Here is an 18,648-nt window from a genome sequence, read left to right on the forward strand (position 1 = left end):
GCCGTACTTCATCCCACACAACCACTCCGCACCTGGCTGTCCGTGAAGCTCATCCGCACGGACAAGAGGAGCGGCGAGCACTGCGAAATAACTCTGAGCTCGGCAGACCTGTCGACACTGAAACGGCACATATCCCAGTCGCTCTGCAGGAGAACCTCAGAGAAGGGCGAAACAAGGAGGATGTCCATCAGGATTGGTGTGAGCACCAATCCTGGGCCTTCGGGAACGCATACGTGGCTCGCGACGACCAAAGAGTGATCGGCATCGGTGACTCGGTTGACCTTCTCATGGAATCGACAGTCAGTGGTCTACGGGACATCTTCGAGCTCAAACGCCCAGACATGGATGTGATCCTCTACGACAGCACTCATCGGAACTGGTACTGGTCCGCAAACACGGCCAAGGCTATCGGCCAATGTCATCGATACCTTGACACCCTGCATCGATCAGCCAGAGAAGACAGATGCCCCCCGCACCGTTGCCGGCCCGGGGACCGTCGATCGCGTGAAGTCCTGAATCTCAGCCCTTTACGCAGATGACCTGCTTGAGCTTCGCGACCACCTGGACCAGGTCCCGCTGCTGCTCGATGACCTTGCCGATCGGCTTGTACGCGCCCGGGATCTCGTCCACGACGCCGGAGTCCTTGCGGCACTCCACGCCCCGCGTCTGGTCCTCCAGGTCCCGCGTCGAGAACTTCCGCTTGGCGGCGTTCCGGCTCATCCGCCGGCCGGCACCGTGCGACGCCGAGTTGAACGACATCGGGTTGCCCAGACCACGGACGATGTACGACTCCGTACCCATCGAACCGGGGATGATCCCCCACTCTCCCTCGCCCGCGCTGATGGCTCCCTTGCGGGTAACCAGCAGATCCATCCCCTCGTACCGCTCTTCACTGACATAGTTGTGATGGCAGCTGATCACCGGGTCGAAGACCGGGCGGGCCTTGCGGAATTCCTTGCGGATGACGTCCTGGAAGAGGGCCATCATCACGGCGCGGTTGTGCTTGGCGTACTCCTGGGCCCAGAAGAGGTCGTTGCGGTACGCGGCCATCTGCGGGGTGTCGGCGATGAAGACGGCAAGGTCGCGGTCGACGAGGCCCTGGTTGTGGGGGAGCTTCCGGGCCTGGCCGATGTGGAAGTCGGCCAGCTCCTTGCCGATGTTGCGGGAGCCGGAGTGGAGCATCAGCCAGACGGCGCCGTCCTCGTCGAGGCAGCACTCGATGAAGTGGTTGCCGGAGCCGAGGGAGCCCATCTGCTTGGTGGCGCGGTCCTGGCGGAAGTGGACGGCCGCGGCGACGCCGTCGAAGCGGGACCAGAAGTCGTCCCATCCGGCCGTCGGGTAGCCGTGCAGGGCGCCGGGGTCGACCGGGTCGTCGTGCATGCCGCGGCCGACGGGGATGGCCTGCTCGATCCGGGAGCGGAGGCGGGAGAGGTCGTCGGGCAGGTCGGCGGCGGTGAGGGAGGTCTTGACGGCGGACATGCCGCAGCCGATGTCGACGCCGACGGCGGCGGGGCAGACCGCGCCGTGCATGGCGATCACCGAGCCGACCGTGGCGCCCTTGCCGTAGTGGACGTCGGGCATCACGGCGAGGCCCTTGATCCACGGCAGGGTGGCGACGTTGCGGAGCTGCTGCATCGCGACGTCCTCGACGGTGGACGGATCCGCCCACATCCGGATCGGCACCTGCGCACCGGGCAGCTCGGTGTACGACATACCTTCCTCATTCCCCCGAAAAGACATAGAACGCAAAACGCGGACCATCCATGCGATGCGGGACGGTCGACCGGCGCCTGCGGCGAGACGTGCGGTAGACATTGTCTCCATCGCCCGCCTCCCGGCGGCAACCGGATTTCCCGGGCATTCGCAGGAAGGAGCCCCGGACGATGCAGCGCAGGTCGTTCGTCCCCACTGCCGCGTTGGCAGCCGCCGCGGCGCTGACCGTCGGCCTCGCCGGCTGCTCGGGCGGCTCCTCCGCCCCGGCCGGTGACCCGAAGGGCGGTGACCCGGCGGCACTGTCACAGTCCGGCCAGCCGGGCCGCTACTCGACGCTCCCCGACGCGTGCCGGCTGCCCGCCGAGTCGACCGTGCGCTCCATGCTGCCCGGCGACGGCAAGCGCCTGTCCGGCGATGAGGCGGCGCAGGTCTACGGCGGTCAGGCCGACGTCACGTACGACACGGACCGCCGCGTCGGCTGCCGCTGGAAGCGGGAGACCACCGCCGGGACCCGGCATCTGACGCTCGACATCCAGCGGGTCGTCTCGTACGACGCGAAGATCAGCGACGAGGACCGGGCACGGGAGGTCTACGGGGAGCGGGCGCTGGCCGCGGGCGTGCCGCAGGAGGGCGCGGAGTCCGCACCGCCGAGCGACGAGCCGAGCCCGTCCGCGAAGCCCGGGAAGGACGGCGGGTCCGGCAAGGGCGGGAAGGCGGACGGGGCCGGGGAAGCCGAGGCGCGGCGGGCGGCGGGCGGCGCCGCGAACGCGGTCACGGCGGACGGCGGATCCGGCGGGAAGGGCAAGGGCGGCGGCAAGGGCGGCAAGGCCGACGCCCCGAGCGGTTCGCCGTCCCCCGGCACCACCGCGCACCTCCTGGACGGCCTCGGCGACGCGGGTTTCCTGGAGGACGCGCTGGCCACGGCGGACTCCGGGGTGCACCGCGACATCACTGTGGTGTTTCGCACGTCGAACGTGGTCGTGACGCTCACCTACGACCAGTGGTCGACCGACAAGACGCGGGTACCCGAAAGCCAGGAACTGCAGGACAAGGCGCATGCGCTGGCCGAGGAGCTGGCCGACTCCCTCAGCGAGTAATGCGCCCTTCGCGGCGAATGATCCTTCTGTCGGATTGTCGGCGAACAGTCCGTTTCGGCCGGTGATCTCCGGGGCGCATCGTCCGCGCGCCGCGTACGGTGCGGTCTAGGGTCTGTCGCCGTACGCCCTGGTCCGGACACCGCCGGTGCCGTACGTTCCGGCGCACCGGAACGGCCCTGATGTGCCGGAACAACGACGAACAGCGAAGGAACCATGCACCGTTCATCCAAGCGACTCGCCAGCATTCTCGCCTGCGCGGCCGTACCGGTGATGCTCGTCGCCGGTTGCTCCGACTCCGGCTCGAAGGACGCCGCCGACGCCTCGGACTCGGCAGCGCCCGCCACCTCCGCCGCGAAGCCGTCGCCGACCCTGGCCGCGGCGAAGTACGCGAAGCTGCCCGACCCGTGCACGGTGTTCTCCAATGGCACGCTCAAGCATCTGCTGCCCAAGCCGAAGGACGACTCCGGCGAGAAGGGCAAGACGTCGGACCCGAACGCCAGCGCCACCTGCTCCTGGTACAGCTCGAAGTCCGAGGGTGTCGACGGCAGCCAGTTCCGCTGGCTGGACGTCAGCTTCAAGCGGTACGACTCCGAGGCGGCGGTGAACGCCACCGGCGAAAAGCGCGCCGAGGAGTTCTACGCGAAGCAGGTCGACCTGGCGAAGGCCACCAAGGACGCCACGAAGGTGCAGTCCGGCGCGGTCGACGGCACCGGCGACGCGGCGACCTGGGTCACGTACCACATCAAGAGCAAGGGCAACGACTACCGCAACCAGACGGTCATCGTCCGTGCCGACAACATCGTGGTGACGCTGAACTACAACGGCGCGGGTCTCGCCGGTGGCAACACCCCCGACAGCAGCGATCTGCTGAAGGACGCCGAGAAGGCCGCGAAGGAAGCCGTCGAGGCGGCGACCGGCAAGCCCGCCGCCCCGGACGCCTCGCAGAGCGCCACCGGCAAGGCGACGGACGAGGCCAAGAAGGACGACAAGGGCTCGAAGGACGGCAAGGACGCCAAGGACGCCAAGGGGTCCGGCGCCAAGGACTCCAAGAGCTGACGCCGGGCGGCTGACCCGGTACGCGACTGCGCCCGCCACCCCTCGGGGATGGCGGGCGCAGTCGCGTAGGTGCCGCGTACGGGTCCCGGCGTCAGCCGCCGAGGAGCGTGCGGACCCGGTCGGCGCCGACCGCGAGCAGCAGGGTGGGCAGCCGCGGGCCGGTGTCCTTGCCGACCAGCAGGTGGTACAGGAGCGCGAAGAACGTCCGCTGGGCGACCTTCAGCTCCGGCGTCGGCTTGGCGTCCGGCGCCAGGCCCGCGCAGATCTTCGGGACGCCGTAGACCAGCGTGGTCAGGCCGTCGAGCGACCAGTGCTCGTCCAGCCCGTCGACCAGCAGCCGCAGCGAGGCGCGCGCCTCGTCGTCCAGCGAGCCCAGCAGCTCGGCGTCCGGCTCGGCGCGGACGATGGTGCGCTGATCGGCCGGGACCTGGCTGGTGATCCAGTGCTCGGCGCGGTCGAGGCGGGGACGGACCTCGTCGAGCGTGGTGACCGGGTTGGCCGGGTCCAGGTCGCTGAGGATGCGGCGGGTCTGCTCGTCGTGCCCGGCGGTGATGTCGGCGACCGAGGCGAGCGTGCGGTACGGCAGCGGGCGCGGCGTCCTCGGCAGCTCACCGGCCGCGGTGCCGACGGCGCGGGCGTACGCGGCGGCGTCCGCGGGGAGCACGGAGCCGTCGGCGACCTTGGCGCCGAGGCGGTCCCACTCGTCGTACAGCCGCTGGATCTCCTGGTCGAAGGCGATCTTGAACGACTGGTTGGGGCGGCGGCGGGCGTAGAGCCAGCGCAGCAGCTGCGGCTCCATGATCTTCAGCGCGTCGGCCGGGGTCGGCACGCCGCCCTTCGACGACGACATCTTGGCCATGCCGCTGATGCCGACGAAGGCGTACATCGGGCCGATCGGCTGCGCACCGTCGAAGATCCCGACGATCTGGCCGCCGACCTGGAACGACGAGCCCGGCGAGGAGTGGTCGACGCCGCTCGGCTCGAAGATCACGCCCTCGTACGCCCAGCGCATCGGCCAGTCGACCTTCCAGACCAGCTTGCCGCGGTTGAACTCGCTCAGCCGGACCGTTTCGCCGTGGCCGCAGGCGCAGGTGTACGTCAGCTCGGTGGTGGCGTCGTCGTAGGCGCTGACGGTGGTGAGGTCCTTGCCGCACGCCGCGCAGTACGGCTTGTACGGGAAGTAGCCCGCGCTGCCGGAGCTGCCGTCGTCCTCACCGGCGGCGCCGGAGCCCTCGGCCGCCTCCAGCTCCGCCTCGTCGACGGGCTTCTGCGACTTCTTGGCGGGCGCCTTCTTGGTGCGGTACTGCGCGAGGATCGCGTCGATGTCGCCGCGGTGCCGCATCGCGTGCAGGATCTGCTCGCGGTAGACGCCGGAGGTGTACTGCGCGGTCTGGCTGATGCCGTCGTACTCCACGCCCATCTCGGCGAGGGAGGCGGTCATCGCGGCCTTGAAGTGCTCGGCCCAGTTCGCGTACGCGGAGCCCTTCGGCGCCGGGACGGACGTCAGCGGCTTGCCGATGTGCTCGGCCCAGGACTCGTCGACGCCGTCGACGCCCGCAGGGACCTTGCGGTAGCGGTCGTAGTCGTCCCAGGAGATCAGGTGCCGGACCTCGTGGCCGCGGCGCCGGATCTCGTCGGCGACCAGGTGCGGGGTCATGACCTCGCGGAGGTTGCCGAGGTGGATGGGGCCGGAGGGCGAGAGGCCGGAGGCGACGACGACCGGTTTGCCAGGCGCGCGACGCTCCGACTCGGTGATGACCTCATCCGCGTAACGGGAGACCCAGTCGGCTGTCTCGGTGCTCTGAGCCACGGTCGGCCCTTCCTCTTCTGCGCTCACGGCGCTCTCCGCGCTGCGCGCTGCGCTTGATCGCTCACGGTTGCTGCTGACGGGCGCACGCCCGGCGCTCCCATTCTCCCAGACGGAAAACGCATACGACCGCCGCGGGAACCGACGGCGCTGCCCGGAAAACCGACGGCGCTGCCCGGAAAACCGATGGAACCGCCATGGGATACTGATCGGCAAACCCTTTACCCCCGGATCAACTTCCCTGATCGCCTTCAACGGAACGGCAGCACCCCATGGCTTCGGTCCCCTCCCTCGCAGCTACGGTCCACCAGCGCGTCGCGGACGCCCTCTCGGCAGCCCTGCCGGAGGCCGGCCCCGCCGACCCGCTGCTGCGACGCAGCGACCGGGCCGACTTCCAGGCCAACGGCATGCTGGCGCTCGCGAAGAAGCTGAAGGGCAACCCGCGGGAGCTGGCCGGGAAGGTCGTCGGGGAGATCTCCGCGCCCGAGCTGATCTCGGACATCGAGGTCTCCGGCCCCGGCTTCCTCAACATCACCCTCAGCGACGAGGCGATCGTCCGGACGCTGGCCGCCCGCGCCGCCGACGACCGGCTGGGCGTCCCGTACGCCGAGCAGCCCGGCACGACGGTGATCGACTACGCGCAGCCGAACGTCGCCAAGGAGATGCACGTCGGCCACCTGCGGTCCGCGGTGATCGGCGACGCCGTCGTGCAGATCCTGGAGTTCACCGGCGAGAAGGTGGTCCGCCGCCACCACATCGGCGACTGGGGCACCCAGTTCGGCATGCTCATCCAGTACCTCATCGAGCACCCGCAGGAGCTGGACCACCAGGCCGGCGAGCAGCTGGAGGAGGCGTCGCAGCAGGCCGGTGAGGCGGCGATGTCCAGCCTCAACCGCCTCTACAAGGCGTCCCGGGCGCTCTTCGACGCCGACGAGGAGTTCAAGGACCGGGCCCGCCGCCGGGTCGTCGACCTCCAGGCGGGCGACGAGGAGACCCTCGCGCTGTGGCAGAAGTTCGTGGACGAGTCGAAGGTCTACTTCTACTCCGTCTTCAACAAGCTCGACATGGAGATCCACGACGCCGACGTGGTCGGTGAGTCGGGCTACAACGCCATGCTCGCCGAGACCTGCCGCCTGCTGGAGGAGTCGGGCGTCGCGGTCCGCTCCAACGGCGCGCTCTGCGTCTTCTTCGACGACGTCAAGGGCCCGGACGGCAACCCCGTCCCGCTGATCGTCCAGAAGTCCGACGGCGGTTTCGGCTACGCGGCCACCGACCTCTCCGCCATCCGCGACCGGGTCGGCAACCTCGGCGCCGACACCCTGCTGTACGTCGTCGACGCCCGGCAGTCGCTGCACTTCAAGATGGTCTTCGAGACGGCGCGCCGGGCGGGCTGGCTGAAGGACGGCACCACCGCCCAGCAGCTGGCGTTCGGCACGGTCCTCGGCGCGGACGGCAAGCCGTTCAAGACCCGTGAGGGCGAGACGGTACGGCTGGTGGACCTCCTGGACGAGGCGATCGACCGGGCGGCGTCCGTGGTCCGGGAGAAGGCCCAGGACCTGACCGGGGCGGAGATCACCGAGCGCGGCACCCAGGTCGGTATCGGCGCGGTGAAGTACGCGGACCTCTCCACCTCCGCCAACCGCGACTACAAGTTCGACCTGGACCAGATGGTCTCGCTCAACGGCGACACCTCGGTCTACATCCAGTACGCGCACGCCCGCATCAAGTCGATCCTGCGCAAGGCGGGCGACGCGCAGCCGGTCGCGCACCCGGAGCTGGCGCTGGCCCCGGCGGAGCGGGCGCTCGGTCTGCACCTGGACCAGTTCGCGGAGACGGTCGCGGACGCCGCCGCCGAGTACGCGCCGCACAAGGTGACCGCGTACCTCTACCAGCTCGCGTCGCTGTACACGACCTTCTACGACCAGTGCCCGGTCCTGAAGGCGGAGACGCCCGAGCAGGTCGAGAACCGCCTCTTCCTCTGCGACCTGACCGCCCGCACCCTCCACCAGGGCATGGCGCTGCTGGGCATCCGCACCCCCGAGCGCCTCTGACCCGCCCCGCGCCCACCCGGGCGCACCGACGGCCCCGGCTTCCCGCCGGGGCCGTTCGCGTATGTGGTCGGGCCCGGCTCAGCCCGCCGCCGTCTCCGCCTCCGTACGGACCGGACGCGGCGTACGCCCCCGGGCCGGGCGGCCCCAGCTCGACTGCAACGCGCAGTTGGTGAGGTCGGCGGCGGGCCCCGACAGCTGGGAGCCGGAGCGCCAGATGGCCCGCAGGCGGCGGCGCAGATCGACGTCCGCGACGGCGACCTCGCGCAGCCGTCCGCCCCGGATGTCGTCGCTGATCGCGAACCGGCTGAGGACGCCGACGCCCTGCCCGGTCAGCACCGCCGTACGGATCGCGGCGGTCGAGGCCAGTTCGAGGCGGGGTGCGGCGGCGCCCTCCGCACCGGCCCGTACGAGGGCGTGGTCGAGGGTGTCGCGGGTGCCGGAGCCCTTCTCGCGGGCGATGAGCGGGGTCGCGGCCAGTTCGGTGACGGTCAGCGGGCGGCGCCGCCGCGACCAGGGGTGGCCGGGCGCCACGACGATGACGAGGTCGTCGACGGCGACGACCCGGGCGTGCAGCCCGCGCGTGGTGCGCGGGCCCTCGATGAAGCCGAGGTCGGCGGCGCCGTGCAGCACGTCCTGGGCCGCCTGCTCGGAGTTGCACATCCGCAGCGCCACGGCCGTCTCCGGCGACCGCAGCCGCAGATCGGCGAGCCACCGGGGCAGCAGGTACTCCGCGACGGTCAGGCTCGCCGACACGCTCAGCTGGGAGTCGTGGCTGCGGCGCAGCGCGGCGACGCCGGTCTCCAACTGGTCGGAGGCGCTGAGGACTTCGCGGGCCCAGTCGGCGACCGCGACGCCCTCGTCGGTGAGCCGGCAGCCGCGCGGCGAGCGGACGACCAGGGTCAGCCCGAGGTGCCGCTCCAGCCGTTTGATGCGGTTGGTGACCGAGGGTTGCGCGACCTGCAGGGCCCGCGCGGCGCCGCCGATGCTGCCTTGGTCGACGACCGCGAGCAGCATTTCCAGCGACCGCAGATCCGTCCTCAGAGCGTATTGGCCGTCCATAGCACAAGTCTATGGGTGCATAGGGGGTTGGTGGCTACCGCGAACTGTCCCCCGATCGGACGATCGGGACATGCCCCCTCTTGACGGGACCGCCCGCCCTCCCCACCGCAGCGACCCGGAACCGGCCGCCGAACCTCTCCTCCGAAGCGCCGGGGACGCCCCCGCGGAGCCCGCCGCTCCGGGGGAGAGTCCCGCGCCGTCCGCCTCCGGCCTGCCCGCGCCCGGTGACGGCGGCGGACCCGGCTGGCTCGCCCACCACGGCCCCGGCCTCGCCGTGGTCGTCGTCGGCGTCGCCGTCTCGTACGGCCTCAACCGCCTCGTCCCGGCGGTCAGCGCCCTGACGATCGCGGTGCTGCTCGGCGCGCTGGCCCGTAACACCGGGCTGCTCGGCGACCGCGTCCTGCCCGGCGCGAAGCTTGCCACGAAGAAGCTGCTGCGCACCGGCGTCGTCCTGCTGGGCCTCCAGCTCGCGCTCTCCCAGGTGCTCCAACTCGACCCCGGGGTGCTGCTGGTGGTCGCGGTGACGGTCGCCGGGACGTTCGCCGGGACCATGTGGCTCGGCCGGCGGATGGGCATCCGCCCCGGCACCACCCTCCTCGTCGCCACCGGCTTCTCCATCTGCGGCGCCTCGGCGGCCGCGGCGATGGACGCGGTCAGCGACAGCGACGAGGAGGACCTCGCCACCGGCGTCGCCCTGGTGACGATCTTCGGCAGCCTGGCGATCGTCCTGCTCCCGCTGCTCCAGCACCCGCTGGGCCTGACCGACACCTCCTTCGGCGTCTGGTCCGGCGCCAGCGTCCACGAGGTGGCGCAGGTCGTCGCCACCGCCTCGGTCGCCGGTCCCGCCGCCCTCGCCGTCGCCACCGTCGTCAAGCTGACCCGCGTCGTACTGCTCGCCCCGCTCATCGCCGGCTACAGCATCGCCCGTCGCCGCAAGGGCACCCCCGACGCCACCGGCAAGTGCCCCCCGCTGGTCCCGCTCTTCGTCCTCGGCTTCATCGCGATGGTCGCCGTCCGCAGCTCCGGCGTCCTCCCCGCGTCCGTCCTGACGGCCGCCCAGACCCTGACCACGCTCCTGCTGGCGGGCGCGCTCTTCGGGCTCGGCACGTCGGTGCATCTGATGTCGCTGATCCGGACGGGGGCGCGGCCGGTTGTGCTCGGCGCCGGGTCGACGGTCCTCGCCGGGGCGCTCTCACTGGCAGGGATCCTGGCATTTACGTGAGACAGCCGTACGACCGCGCCGCCCCCTGATCGTCAAGGGGCGGCGCGGTGCCGGTTCACGCCCGAGCCGTCAGCTCCCGCCCCCGGTCCCCGTCCGGCTCCCGCAGCGCCGTGAGCACCGCCCGAGCCACCGCGTCCGCGTCGCCGAGGATGACGGAGTCGACGCCGGGGCGGACGCCCGCCGCCGTCGCCCAGTGGACGCCCTCGGTGGGGACGCCGAACGCGTAGAGGTCCGGGTGCGGGCTGCCGGAGGCGTCGACGACGCGGTAGGGCGGGCCCGTGACCTCCAGGGCGCCGGTGGTGTGGACGGCGTCGCCGTGGCGCAGGGTGTGCAGCCGGGCCAGGCCGTCGGTGAGGAGCTGGCCGGTCAGCGGGTCGTCGGTGTGGGCGATGCCCGCCGGGGGCAGCCGCGCCTCGATCAGGACGCGGGCCTCACGGCGGCTGCCGGGCAGGCCCGGTGCGTGGCCGGTGAAGTGGCCGTCCGGATGGGCCTCGACGGTGAAGCCGGGGCCGCCGATGGTGACGATGCCCGCCTTCATGAGCGCGATCAGCTCCTCGATCCGGCGGGCGGGCGGGCCGATGGAGACGAAGGCGTTGAGCGGGGTGTAGTGGCCGTCGAGGGCGTCGCGGTGCGAGTGGGGCAGGATCCGGCCGTGGTCGACGACCTGCCGGACCTCGTTGCGCAGATCCCGCAGCGCGTCCAGCGCCGCCTTGCGCGGATTGCGGACGTTGCCGCCGACGGCGTCCCGTACGTCCTGCGCCAGATGGTCGAGCAGCCAGACGGAGAACGCGCCGTGATCGGCGGGCGCGGCGTCGCGGTACGGGGTGCGGACGTCCTCCCAGTCCCAGTGGTCGTCCGCGGTGATGCCGAGGGCGGCGAGCGCGCGCTCCTTGTCCGCGGGGTCGCCCGCCAGCGCGGCGAGCAGCGCCTCGTCGGCGGCGAACTCGTCCTCCGCGGCGAGCCCGGGGCGATACGCCTCGCCCGCATCCGCATCCGCACGCGACCGGGACTCCCACCGGGCGCGTTCCTCCAACAGCGCCCGGTAGTAGACGTATTCGACCTCCTGGCAGACCGCCGGCCACACGTCGCGGTCGAAGTCGAGGCCGCCGTCGGCCGCGCGCTCCTGGAGGCCGGCTATCACGTCCGGCGTGAGGAAGCGCGGCAGATGGCGCCCGGTGACGCCCTTCTGGTTGTGGCCGCGGGCGTGGTACGGGATGCCGCGCCGCGAACCGGCGTGCAGATACGGTTCGGCGCCGGACGGCAGGTACTTCAGGCCGTCGCCGGTCTCCACGAAGCGGCCGCCGCGCCCGGTGGTGAGCAGCGCGAGGTAGTCGAAGAAGTTCAGGCCGAGACCGGAGACGAGGACGCCCTCGCCCGGTTCGATGTCCCGCAGGTCGGCATCGGCCGGGTTGGCCATCGGGTGGTAGCGCAGACCGTGGCGGGCGGCGAAGTCCCGCAGTCCGCGCTCGCGGGCGCCGAGCGCGCCCGGCAGATGGCCCAGCGCCAGCACGCACTGATCGGCGGTGAGCCGCCCGCTGTCGGACGTCTCCAGGACCAGCCGCCCGTCCGGGCCGCGGGTGATCGCCCGGACCCGGGTGTGCCGGGGCACCAGGTGCACGGTGGCGGGCAGCCGGGCCGCAACATGTTCCAGGACCCAGTGCAGATAGCGGCCGTACAGGGCCCGGGTCGGGTAATCGTCCGGGCCGAGCTGCGCCGCCTCGGCCTCCAAGTGCGGTGCGGTGGTGCGGAGTTGGGTGAGATGGACGGCGTTGCGGGCCCATTCGTACAGGCTCGGGCCGGGGACGATCGGGCCCGCGCAGCTGACGCTGTCGTCGGTGAAGAGCGTCACCTGGGAGGCGACGGTGTTCATCAGCAGCTCGGGCGACTGCTCCGGCCGCCAGACCCGGCCGGAGCCGAGGGCGTGGGAGTCGATGAGGTGGACGGTGAGGTGTTCGGTGGCGTCGTGCCGGGCGTTCTCCGCGAGTCTCTCCAGGACGGAAAGGCCCCGCGGGCCGAGCCCGACGACGGCGACGGTTCGGCTCGTCATTCCGCTTCTCCGATCGGACGGATTCACATCGGACGGTTCACATCGGACGGATCACACGGTGCGAACGGCCCACGTGATGGCTGTGAGGAACGTGGTGCCGGTGGTGCGTGTCGTGCTGTCGTGCCGGTGGTGCGTGCGGTGCCTGTCGTACGAACGGTGCGCCCGGTGGCCGGAGCCCGGTGGGCCGGTGGTGCGGCCCGTGGGGGGAGAGCGGTATCGGTGGCCCGGTCCGCGGTCAGCGATCCCGGTGCAGGGCGGCGGAGGCGTCGGCCCACAGCCGTTCCGTCAGCTCCCCGGCCGGGACCCGTTCCGCCTTGCGGTAGTTGACGCCCGCCCACAGACTCAGCCCATGGGCGTCGCCCGCGGCCGCGGCGGCGGCCCGCAGCGGCTTGGTGAGCTGGTTGACGAGAGGGTAGCCGACCGGCGCGGACGCGTCGTGCTCCTCGATGAAGCGGTTGCGCAGCCCGCGCGCACAGCGGCCGGAGAACGCCCGGGTGACGACCGTGGTGTCGAACTCCGGCCGGGTCAGCGCCTCCTGGTACGCCGCATGGGTACCGGCCTCCGGGGTCCGCAGATACGCGGTGCCCAGCTGCGCCACCGTCGCCCCGGCGTTCAGCACGCCCGCGATGTCCGCGCCGGTCGCCAGGCCGCCGGTCGCGATCAGCGGCAGCCGCGTCCCCGCCGCGACGGCCGCCAGCAGCGCGGCCAGCGGCGTCGGGTCCGGCTCGGCGTACGGGTCGAAGGTGCCGCGGTGCCCGCCCGCCTCCGGGCCCTGCACACAGAGCGCATCGACGCCCAGCGCCTCGGCCTCCTTCGCCTCGGCGACCGTGGTGACCGTCACGACCACCCGGCTGCCCGCCCGCCGCAGCGCCTCGACGGCCTCGGACGGCGGCGCGCCGAACGTGAACGACACGACGGGCACCGGGCTCTCCGTCAGCAGCGCGATCTTCTCGTCCCAGAAGTCGGTGTCGCCCTGATCGGGCTCGGGCAGGGTCACCTCCCGGCGCTCCGCCACCGCGGACAGCTCCGCGTGGTACGGCGCGATCGTGTCGGGGTGCGGGACCTCCTGCGGGACGAAGACGTTCACCCCGAACGGGGCGTCGGTCCCCGCCCGCACCCCGGCGATCTGCTCGGCGAGCTGCGCGGGCGTCTTGTAGCCGGCGGCGAGGGTGCCGAGGCCACCGGCCCGGCTGACGGCGACCGCCAGCGCGACGGAGCCGGGGCCCCCGGCCATCGGGGCCTGCACGATCGGCATAAGCAGGCGGGAAAGGTCGAACACGACGGTTCCTTCGGTGAGGGGTGGTGAGGAGCGGGGTGGTGAGGAGCGGGGAGCCGAGGTCGGGGGCGGGGCGCGACGATACGTGGGGGTGGGCGGATCGCGGAAGGGGCGGCGCACCGGGAAGCACGGAGGCGGCGCCGTTCGCCCGGAGGCGGGGCGCCCCGGCGGGGAAGGTGAACGGTGTCGAGGTGGCGGGCGGCGGAAGATCGCGGCCGGAGGGCGCATCGGCGCCCTAAGGGCGGCGCACCGCCCGGGGCGCCCGCGGGCGGCGGCCCACCCCGTATATGAGTCCGCGCCGCGCCCCGGCCCGCCCCCTGACGTCATACGTGGCCATACGGACCGCGCACCCCCACCGCAAAGAAAGAACTGCCCGAAAAGTCCTGCTCGCTCGATAACCCTACGGAGCGCCCGGAGCGCTGAGAAATGCTTCTCACTGCTGAACTATGCTTCCCGGGCATGGACCTGGAACTGAGACATTTACGCGCGTTCACCGCGCTCGCTCACCACCACTCCTACACCCGTGCCGCGACCGAATTAATGGTCACCCAGCCCGCGCTCTCCCGCACGATTCAACAGCTGGAAGCGACCCTGGGCATTCGCCTCGTCGACCGCTCGTCCCGGCATGTCACCCTCACCCCCGCCGGGCAGGAATTCCTCTTCCACGCCCGCCGCGTCCTCGGCAATCTCGACCAGGCGGCACGGGACATGCGCGCCCACCGCACGCTCCGCCTCGGCTTCAGCTGGCTACTGCCCGACCCGTGGGCGCAACGCACCATCGCCCGCTTCGAGCGCGCCACCGACGCGAAGGTCACCCTCGCCCGCGTCGACCATCCCGTCGCCACCCTCGAAACGGCCCGCATCGACATCGCCCTATTACGCGGCCACCTCGAACTCACCGGGGCGACCGTCCACCCGCTCTTCAACGAACAGCGCATTGCCGCGATATCAACATCTTCTTTTCTCGCGGCACGAAAAAGCATCGACTGGTCGGAATTCCACCAGTGGCCGCTCGTGGTGAATACCGTCACCGGCACCACCACCCCCGGCTCCTGGCACCCCGCCGCCGCCCCGCGCACCGTCATCCCCTGCGCCAATTACGACGAGTGGCTGGAGAACGTCGCCGCCGACCGCGGCGTCGGCGTCGTCCCGGCGCTGGCCGCCCGCCGGGCCGCCCACTCCGGCGTCCGCTTCATCCCGCTCACCAACGCCCCTGCCATCCCCGTCCGGCTCGCCCACCTCCCCACCGGCGGGCGCCGCCCCCTGCTCCGGGAATTCCTGCACGCCGCCACCGCGCCCGAGTGCACGGCCACCGCCGACGCCGTCCCCGGCAACGACCACGGCGCCCGGTGACCGCCTCCACGGTCACCGGGCGCCGTACGGAAGGGCGCGCACCGCACGGCGCGCGCCCCCGCTCACAATCCGCGCGCGACCTCCGTCGCCCAGTACGTGAGGATCAGATCGGCGCCCGCCCGCTTGATGCCGGTCAGCGTCTCCAGGATGGCCTTGTCCCGGTCGATCCAGCCCTTCTCCGCCGCCGCCTCGATCATCGCCAGCTCACCGGAGATCTGGTACGCGGCGACCGGCACGTCGACCGCGTCCGCGACCTTCGCCAGCACATCGAGGTAGGGCAGCGCCGGCTTCACCATCACCATGTCGGCGCCCTCCTCCAGGTCGAGCGCCAGCTCCCGCATCGACTCGCGGAGGTTCGCCGGGTCCTGCTGGTACGTCTTGCGGTCGCCCTGGAGCGACGAGCCGACCGCCTCGCGGAACGGCCCGTAGAACGCCGACGAGTACTTCGCGGTGTACGCGAGCACCGACACGTCCTCGTGGCCGGTCTGGTCCAGCGCGTCCCGGATGACGCCGACCTGGCCGTCCATCATGCCGCTGGGCGCCACCACATGGGCGCCCGCGTCCGCCTGGACCTGCGCCATCTCGGCGTACCGCTCCAGCGTCGCGTCGTTGTCGACCCGGCCGCGCGCGTCCAGCACCCCGCAGTGGCCGTGGTCGGTGAACTCGTCCAGGCACAGGTCCGACATGACCACCAGGTCGTCGCCGACCTCGGCGCGGACGTCCCGCAGCGCGACCTGGAGGATGCCGTCCGAGTCCGTACCGGCGGTGCCCGCCGCGTCCTTCTTCGCCTCCTCGGGCACGCCGAACAGCATGATCCCGGAGACACCCGCCTCCAGCGCCTCGACCGCCGCCTTGCGGAGCGTGTCCCGGGTGTGCTGGACGACACCGGGCATCGCCGAGATCGGCACCGGCTCCGAGATCCCCTCACGGACGAACGCCGGGAGGATCAGATCGGCCGGGTGCAAACGGTGTTCGGCAACCATCCGCCGCATGGCGGGGGTGGTCCGCAGCCGCCGGGGCCGCGCGCCGGGGAAGGTTCCGTACTTCGTCATGCCTTCCACGCTACGCCCGCCCCGGGCCCGCCTTTGCCGACGCGGCGTCGGACCTGACGGCCGCCTCGTCAGGCCGCGGCGGCAGTGCCGCAGGCCACCGGCCCGCCGCGGCAGTCGGCCCCCTCGCCGCAGTCACGGCAGAGCCCCGGCGCCCGGCCGCGGAAGGCCCGCTCGCAGCCGTCGCAGGTCTGGAACGGCAGTGGGCCGGCATCGGGGCACTCGCCCGCACCAGGCGCGGACGGCGCCGGAAGGGGCGGCGGCAACAGCTCCCGCAACCGGTGGGCGAGCAGCCCGGCCGGGTACGTCAGATCCGCCGGAAGGTCCGCGGTCAGGGTGCGGTGGACGGCCGCGGCGGTGGCACCGTTGTCGAGCCAGGCGAGAACCGCCGGGACGAGACGGCGCACCTCACGCCCGGGAAGGGTGAGCCGGTCATCGGTACGGCGCAGGCCCACGAGGAGAGCGGTGGCCGCATCGTGGCGCTCGCCCCCGGGCACCTCCGCGGCGGGAGACGGCACCCGCGGTACGGGAGACACGGACCGTACGGGACGGGGCTCGGCCGGGGCAGGCGGCGGAGGCTTGTCCTCCCGGGTCTCCCCGGCTTCCTCGGCTTCCTCGATCTCCCGGTCGGGGTCAGGCGCGTGGAAGGCGTAGGTCCGCGTGACGAAACGGCCACCCGGTACGCGTTCCCGCACCCGCTCGACGTAGCCGTGCGCCTCCAACTCCCGCAGCGCGAAAGCGATCCGGTCCCGCCCTTCGGGGAAGCGGTCCGCGAGGGTGCGGATATCGACGGCAGCGCCCTCGGGCAGCGACAGGATGTGGGTGGCCACACCTATCGCGACGAGCGACAACTCGCGGTGCTGGGCGAGGTGATTGCCGATGATCGTGTACCGGTCGGGCTGGTGCGCCCTGATGTGAGTGACACCGATGCGGGTGGTGGTTCGTCGAACACGATGCTGCGGGCGCGCGGCGGCGCTAGTCTTCTGTTCAGCCATGGGGGAAGACGGCTTTCTTCCTCTGATGGTCAGGCCCTCGCCCTGGGATGGCAGTCCCGGCGGGGGCCAACGCATATCTACGGTTGTTGGCATGGGCGAGACTGCCCGCCCAACCCTCCCTCGCGCCAGCCGAGTTGATCCCGTTCACCCCCATGAGTGACGTACACGGGGTTTGGTTGGTTTGGAGGGTTCTTTCCCAGGGTTCTTTGATCTTTTGACCGCCCGCCGCGCCGCCGTCCGGGCCACCGGAGCCCGGGTTTCCGGGCTCCGGTCCTCCGTCGGCAGGCGCGGAGCCGCACAGATAGGGGTGCTGTTAACGAGCGGCAAACCAGGTGACACGTAGCTCAACGTGATGACGGCGGGCCCGCCCTGGAGCCCTACGCTGTCGCGCCGACGCGGTGGGCGAATGCCCGTATGCCGGGGAGGGTGCGGTCGTGGCGCATGAGCCCGGCGGCCATGGTCCGGACCGATCCGCGGCGGACTTCCTGGGCTGCTGCCTGCTCGGCGGCCAGGAGGGCTCGGTAGCAGCGGTCGGGCTTGCCCCATTGGTCGAAGGCGCGGGCGACATCGATCCAGTAGCGGGCTTGGCGTTCGGTGGTGGGCAGGGCAGCGGCATCGATGCGGCGGGCGTGCTCGATGGCTTGGCCCGCGTCGCCGAGCAGGTGACTGATCGAGACTTGGTGGAGGAGAACCTGGCTGGGGCCGAAGACGTTGCCGCGTAGCAGGGCATCGTGGCCGAGTTGCCCGGCGGTGGCCTGGGCCTCGGCGATGAGGGCGTATGCGGTGTGCCGGTCGCCTTGCTTGGCAGCGGTGTAGGCGGCGGTGGCGTACAAGTTTCCCTGGACGGAGAGCCGTTCGATTGCGTCGGCGGTCCGGTCGGTGGTCAGTTGCTGGGCGGCGGTGACGGCGACATCGGTGGCGCGGGCGTAGTGCCCTTGGCGGCGCCACGCGGAGGAGACCATGCGGTGGGCTTCGGCGACGGTGAGGGCGTCCGCGCCGCTGAGAGCTGCGGTGAGGGCACGGTCGGCAGTGACGGCGGCGAGGCCGTCTTCGCCGAGCTTGATGCACAGACGGGTTGTGGTGGCGTAGAGCTCGGCGACGGCGGTTGCCGCTTGCTCCGGGTGGCCGTCTGCGCCAAGGGCCTGGGCGAGCGCGATGCGCGCCGGAAGGGCGCGGGCGAGGGCGTCGTAGCGGCAAGCGCTGAAGTCCTGCCGAGAAGCGTTCACCGCCGCGGTGACGGCGGCGGGGGTGGGATCTCGGGTGAGGGCTTGGCCGTGCTGCCGGTGAAGCAACATGTCTTCCAGGCCGGACAGGTTCGGCTTCGCCGCAGCGTGGGCGCCGGTTGGAGGTCCGAGGACCGCGCTGGTGGTGGCTCCGGCCAGGGTTGCCAGGAGTTCGCGGCGTCGCACCGGGTCGTCTCCCTCTTCGCCGAACAGGGCCTGCGTGCCCACCCTAGTGGTGCCGGATTGGTCACCCATGCGACGCCGCTAACGGAGACCTGGTCGCCGAGCCACCGTCCAGGCCACGGGAACCCGGGTTTCCCGGCTCCGGAGGCCCGGACGCAACAGGGGCGGAGCTTCACAGGTAGAGCTGCTGCTCACAGGCCCAGCAGTACGTCTTGCCGGCACGCTTGTGGGTCCACCGGTGCTCGCACCCCGCGGCCCCGACCGTCAGACCCCCGCAGCCGACCCCGTCCCGTCCGTGCGACTGACCACGCACCATCCGGGCAAGCTCCGCGATGCACGGCCCGCACGCGTACACGTCGCCCCTCGCACCCGGCGTGCTCACGGACCCGACCCACAGCACGCGCACCCCCTCGCGTCGGCAATACAGCCAACAGGCCCCTGCCACCCACCGGTTACCGTCGTCCGTCCGCGCGGGCCCCGGCCACACGTCCCGCCACGGACGCTCGGCAGCCAGCAC

General features: G+C 71.8%; 13 protein-coding genes. 5 read left to right on the forward strand and 8 right to left on the reverse strand.

Annotation, left to right across the window (positions count from 1 at the left end; all coding sequences use genetic code 11):
• Positions 1 to 519: 519 nt before the first annotated feature.
• Complete coding sequence (locus OG422_RS13655; RefSeq protein WP_405742992.1) at positions 520 to 1,713, reverse strand: RtcB family protein; 1,194 nt, start codon at positions 1,711 to 1,713, stop codon at positions 520 to 522.
• A 170-nt stretch (positions 1,714 to 1,883) separates the two neighbouring features.
• Here OG422_RS13655 and OG422_RS13660 point away from each other — a divergent pair, with 170 nt between their 5' ends.
• Both OG422_RS13660 and OG422_RS13665 read left to right on the forward strand, forming a co-directional pair.
• A complete protein-coding gene (locus tag OG422_RS13660) occupies positions 1,884 to 2,810 on the forward strand; it encodes a hypothetical protein (protein ID WP_405742994.1) in 927 nt (308 codons plus the stop codon).
• Between the two features lie 213 nt (positions 2,811 to 3,023).
• The gene (locus tag OG422_RS13665; protein WP_405742996.1) at positions 3,024 to 3,866 is read left to right on the forward strand and encodes a DUF3558 family protein; all 843 of its coding nucleotides are present in this window, start codon (positions 3,024 to 3,026) and stop codon (positions 3,864 to 3,866) included.
• A 91-nt stretch (positions 3,867 to 3,957) separates the two neighbouring features.
• Here the strand turns inward: OG422_RS13665 and lysS are convergent, their stop codons facing one another.
• Positions 3,958 to 5,703: a lysine--tRNA ligase gene (gene lysS, locus OG422_RS13670; protein WP_405742998.1), complete on the reverse strand. Its 1,746-nt coding sequence runs from the start codon at positions 5,701 to 5,703 to the stop codon at positions 3,958 to 3,960.
• A 242-nt stretch (positions 5,704 to 5,945) separates the two neighbouring features.
• On the opposite strand from lysS, the gene argS reads away from it, so the two are divergent.
• The gene (gene argS / locus OG422_RS13675) at positions 5,946 to 7,724 is read left to right on the forward strand and encodes an arginine--tRNA ligase (protein WP_405743000.1); all 1,779 of its coding nucleotides are present in this window, start codon (positions 5,946 to 5,948) and stop codon (positions 7,722 to 7,724) included.
• Positions 7,725 to 7,802: 78 nt separating this feature from the next.
• On the opposite strand, the gene OG422_RS13680 is transcribed toward argS, so the two are convergent.
• Complete coding sequence (locus tag OG422_RS13680) at positions 7,803 to 8,783, reverse strand: LysR substrate-binding domain-containing protein (protein ID WP_143942640.1); 981 nt, start codon at positions 8,781 to 8,783, stop codon at positions 7,803 to 7,805.
• A 70-nt stretch (positions 8,784 to 8,853) separates the two neighbouring features.
• On the opposite strand from OG422_RS13680, the gene OG422_RS13685 reads away from it, so the two are divergent.
• Entirely contained in the window at positions 8,854 to 10,005 is a 1,152-nt protein-coding gene (locus tag OG422_RS13685; protein ID WP_405743002.1) for a YeiH family protein, read from the forward strand.
• A 55-nt stretch (positions 10,006 to 10,060) separates the two neighbouring features.
• Here the strand turns inward: OG422_RS13685 and OG422_RS13690 are convergent, their stop codons facing one another.
• The gene (locus tag OG422_RS13690) at positions 10,061 to 12,052 is read right to left on the reverse strand and encodes an FAD/NAD(P)-binding protein (RefSeq protein ID WP_405743004.1); all 1,992 of its coding nucleotides are present in this window, start codon (positions 12,050 to 12,052) and stop codon (positions 10,061 to 10,063) included.
• A 235-nt stretch (positions 12,053 to 12,287) separates the two neighbouring features.
• Entirely contained in the window at positions 12,288 to 13,331 is a 1,044-nt protein-coding gene (locus OG422_RS13695) for a nitronate monooxygenase (protein ID WP_405743006.1), read from the reverse strand.
• 456 nt (positions 13,332 to 13,787) lie between these two features.
• Here OG422_RS13695 and OG422_RS13700 point away from each other — a divergent pair, with 456 nt between their 5' ends.
• The gene (locus OG422_RS13700; protein ID WP_405743008.1) at positions 13,788 to 14,681 is read left to right on the forward strand and encodes a LysR family transcriptional regulator; all 894 of its coding nucleotides are present in this window, start codon (positions 13,788 to 13,790) and stop codon (positions 14,679 to 14,681) included.
• 62 nt (positions 14,682 to 14,743) lie between these two features.
• Here the strand turns inward: OG422_RS13700 and hemB are convergent, their stop codons facing one another.
• The 3 genes from hemB to OG422_RS13715 all read right to left on the reverse strand — a co-directional run bounded on the left by hemB (position 14,744) and on the right by OG422_RS13715 (position 18,203).
• Complete coding sequence (gene hemB, locus OG422_RS13705) at positions 14,744 to 15,733, reverse strand: porphobilinogen synthase (protein ID WP_143944807.1); 990 nt, start codon at positions 15,731 to 15,733, stop codon at positions 14,744 to 14,746.
• Positions 15,734 to 15,801: 68 nt separating this feature from the next.
• Entirely contained in the window at positions 15,802 to 16,725 is a 924-nt protein-coding gene (locus OG422_RS13710; protein WP_405743010.1) for a helix-turn-helix domain-containing protein, read from the reverse strand.
• A 377-nt stretch (positions 16,726 to 17,102) separates the two neighbouring features.
• Positions 17,103 to 18,203: an XRE family transcriptional regulator gene (locus OG422_RS13715; RefSeq protein WP_405743012.1), complete on the reverse strand. Its 1,101-nt coding sequence runs from the start codon at positions 18,201 to 18,203 to the stop codon at positions 17,103 to 17,105.
• Positions 18,204 to 18,648 lie beyond the last annotated feature (445 nt).

It is taken from the genome of Streptomyces sp. NBC_01525 (assembly GCF_045040405.1).
Taxonomy (GTDB): Bacteria; Actinomycetota; Actinomycetes; order Streptomycetales; family Streptomycetaceae; genus Streptomyces; species Streptomyces benahoarensis.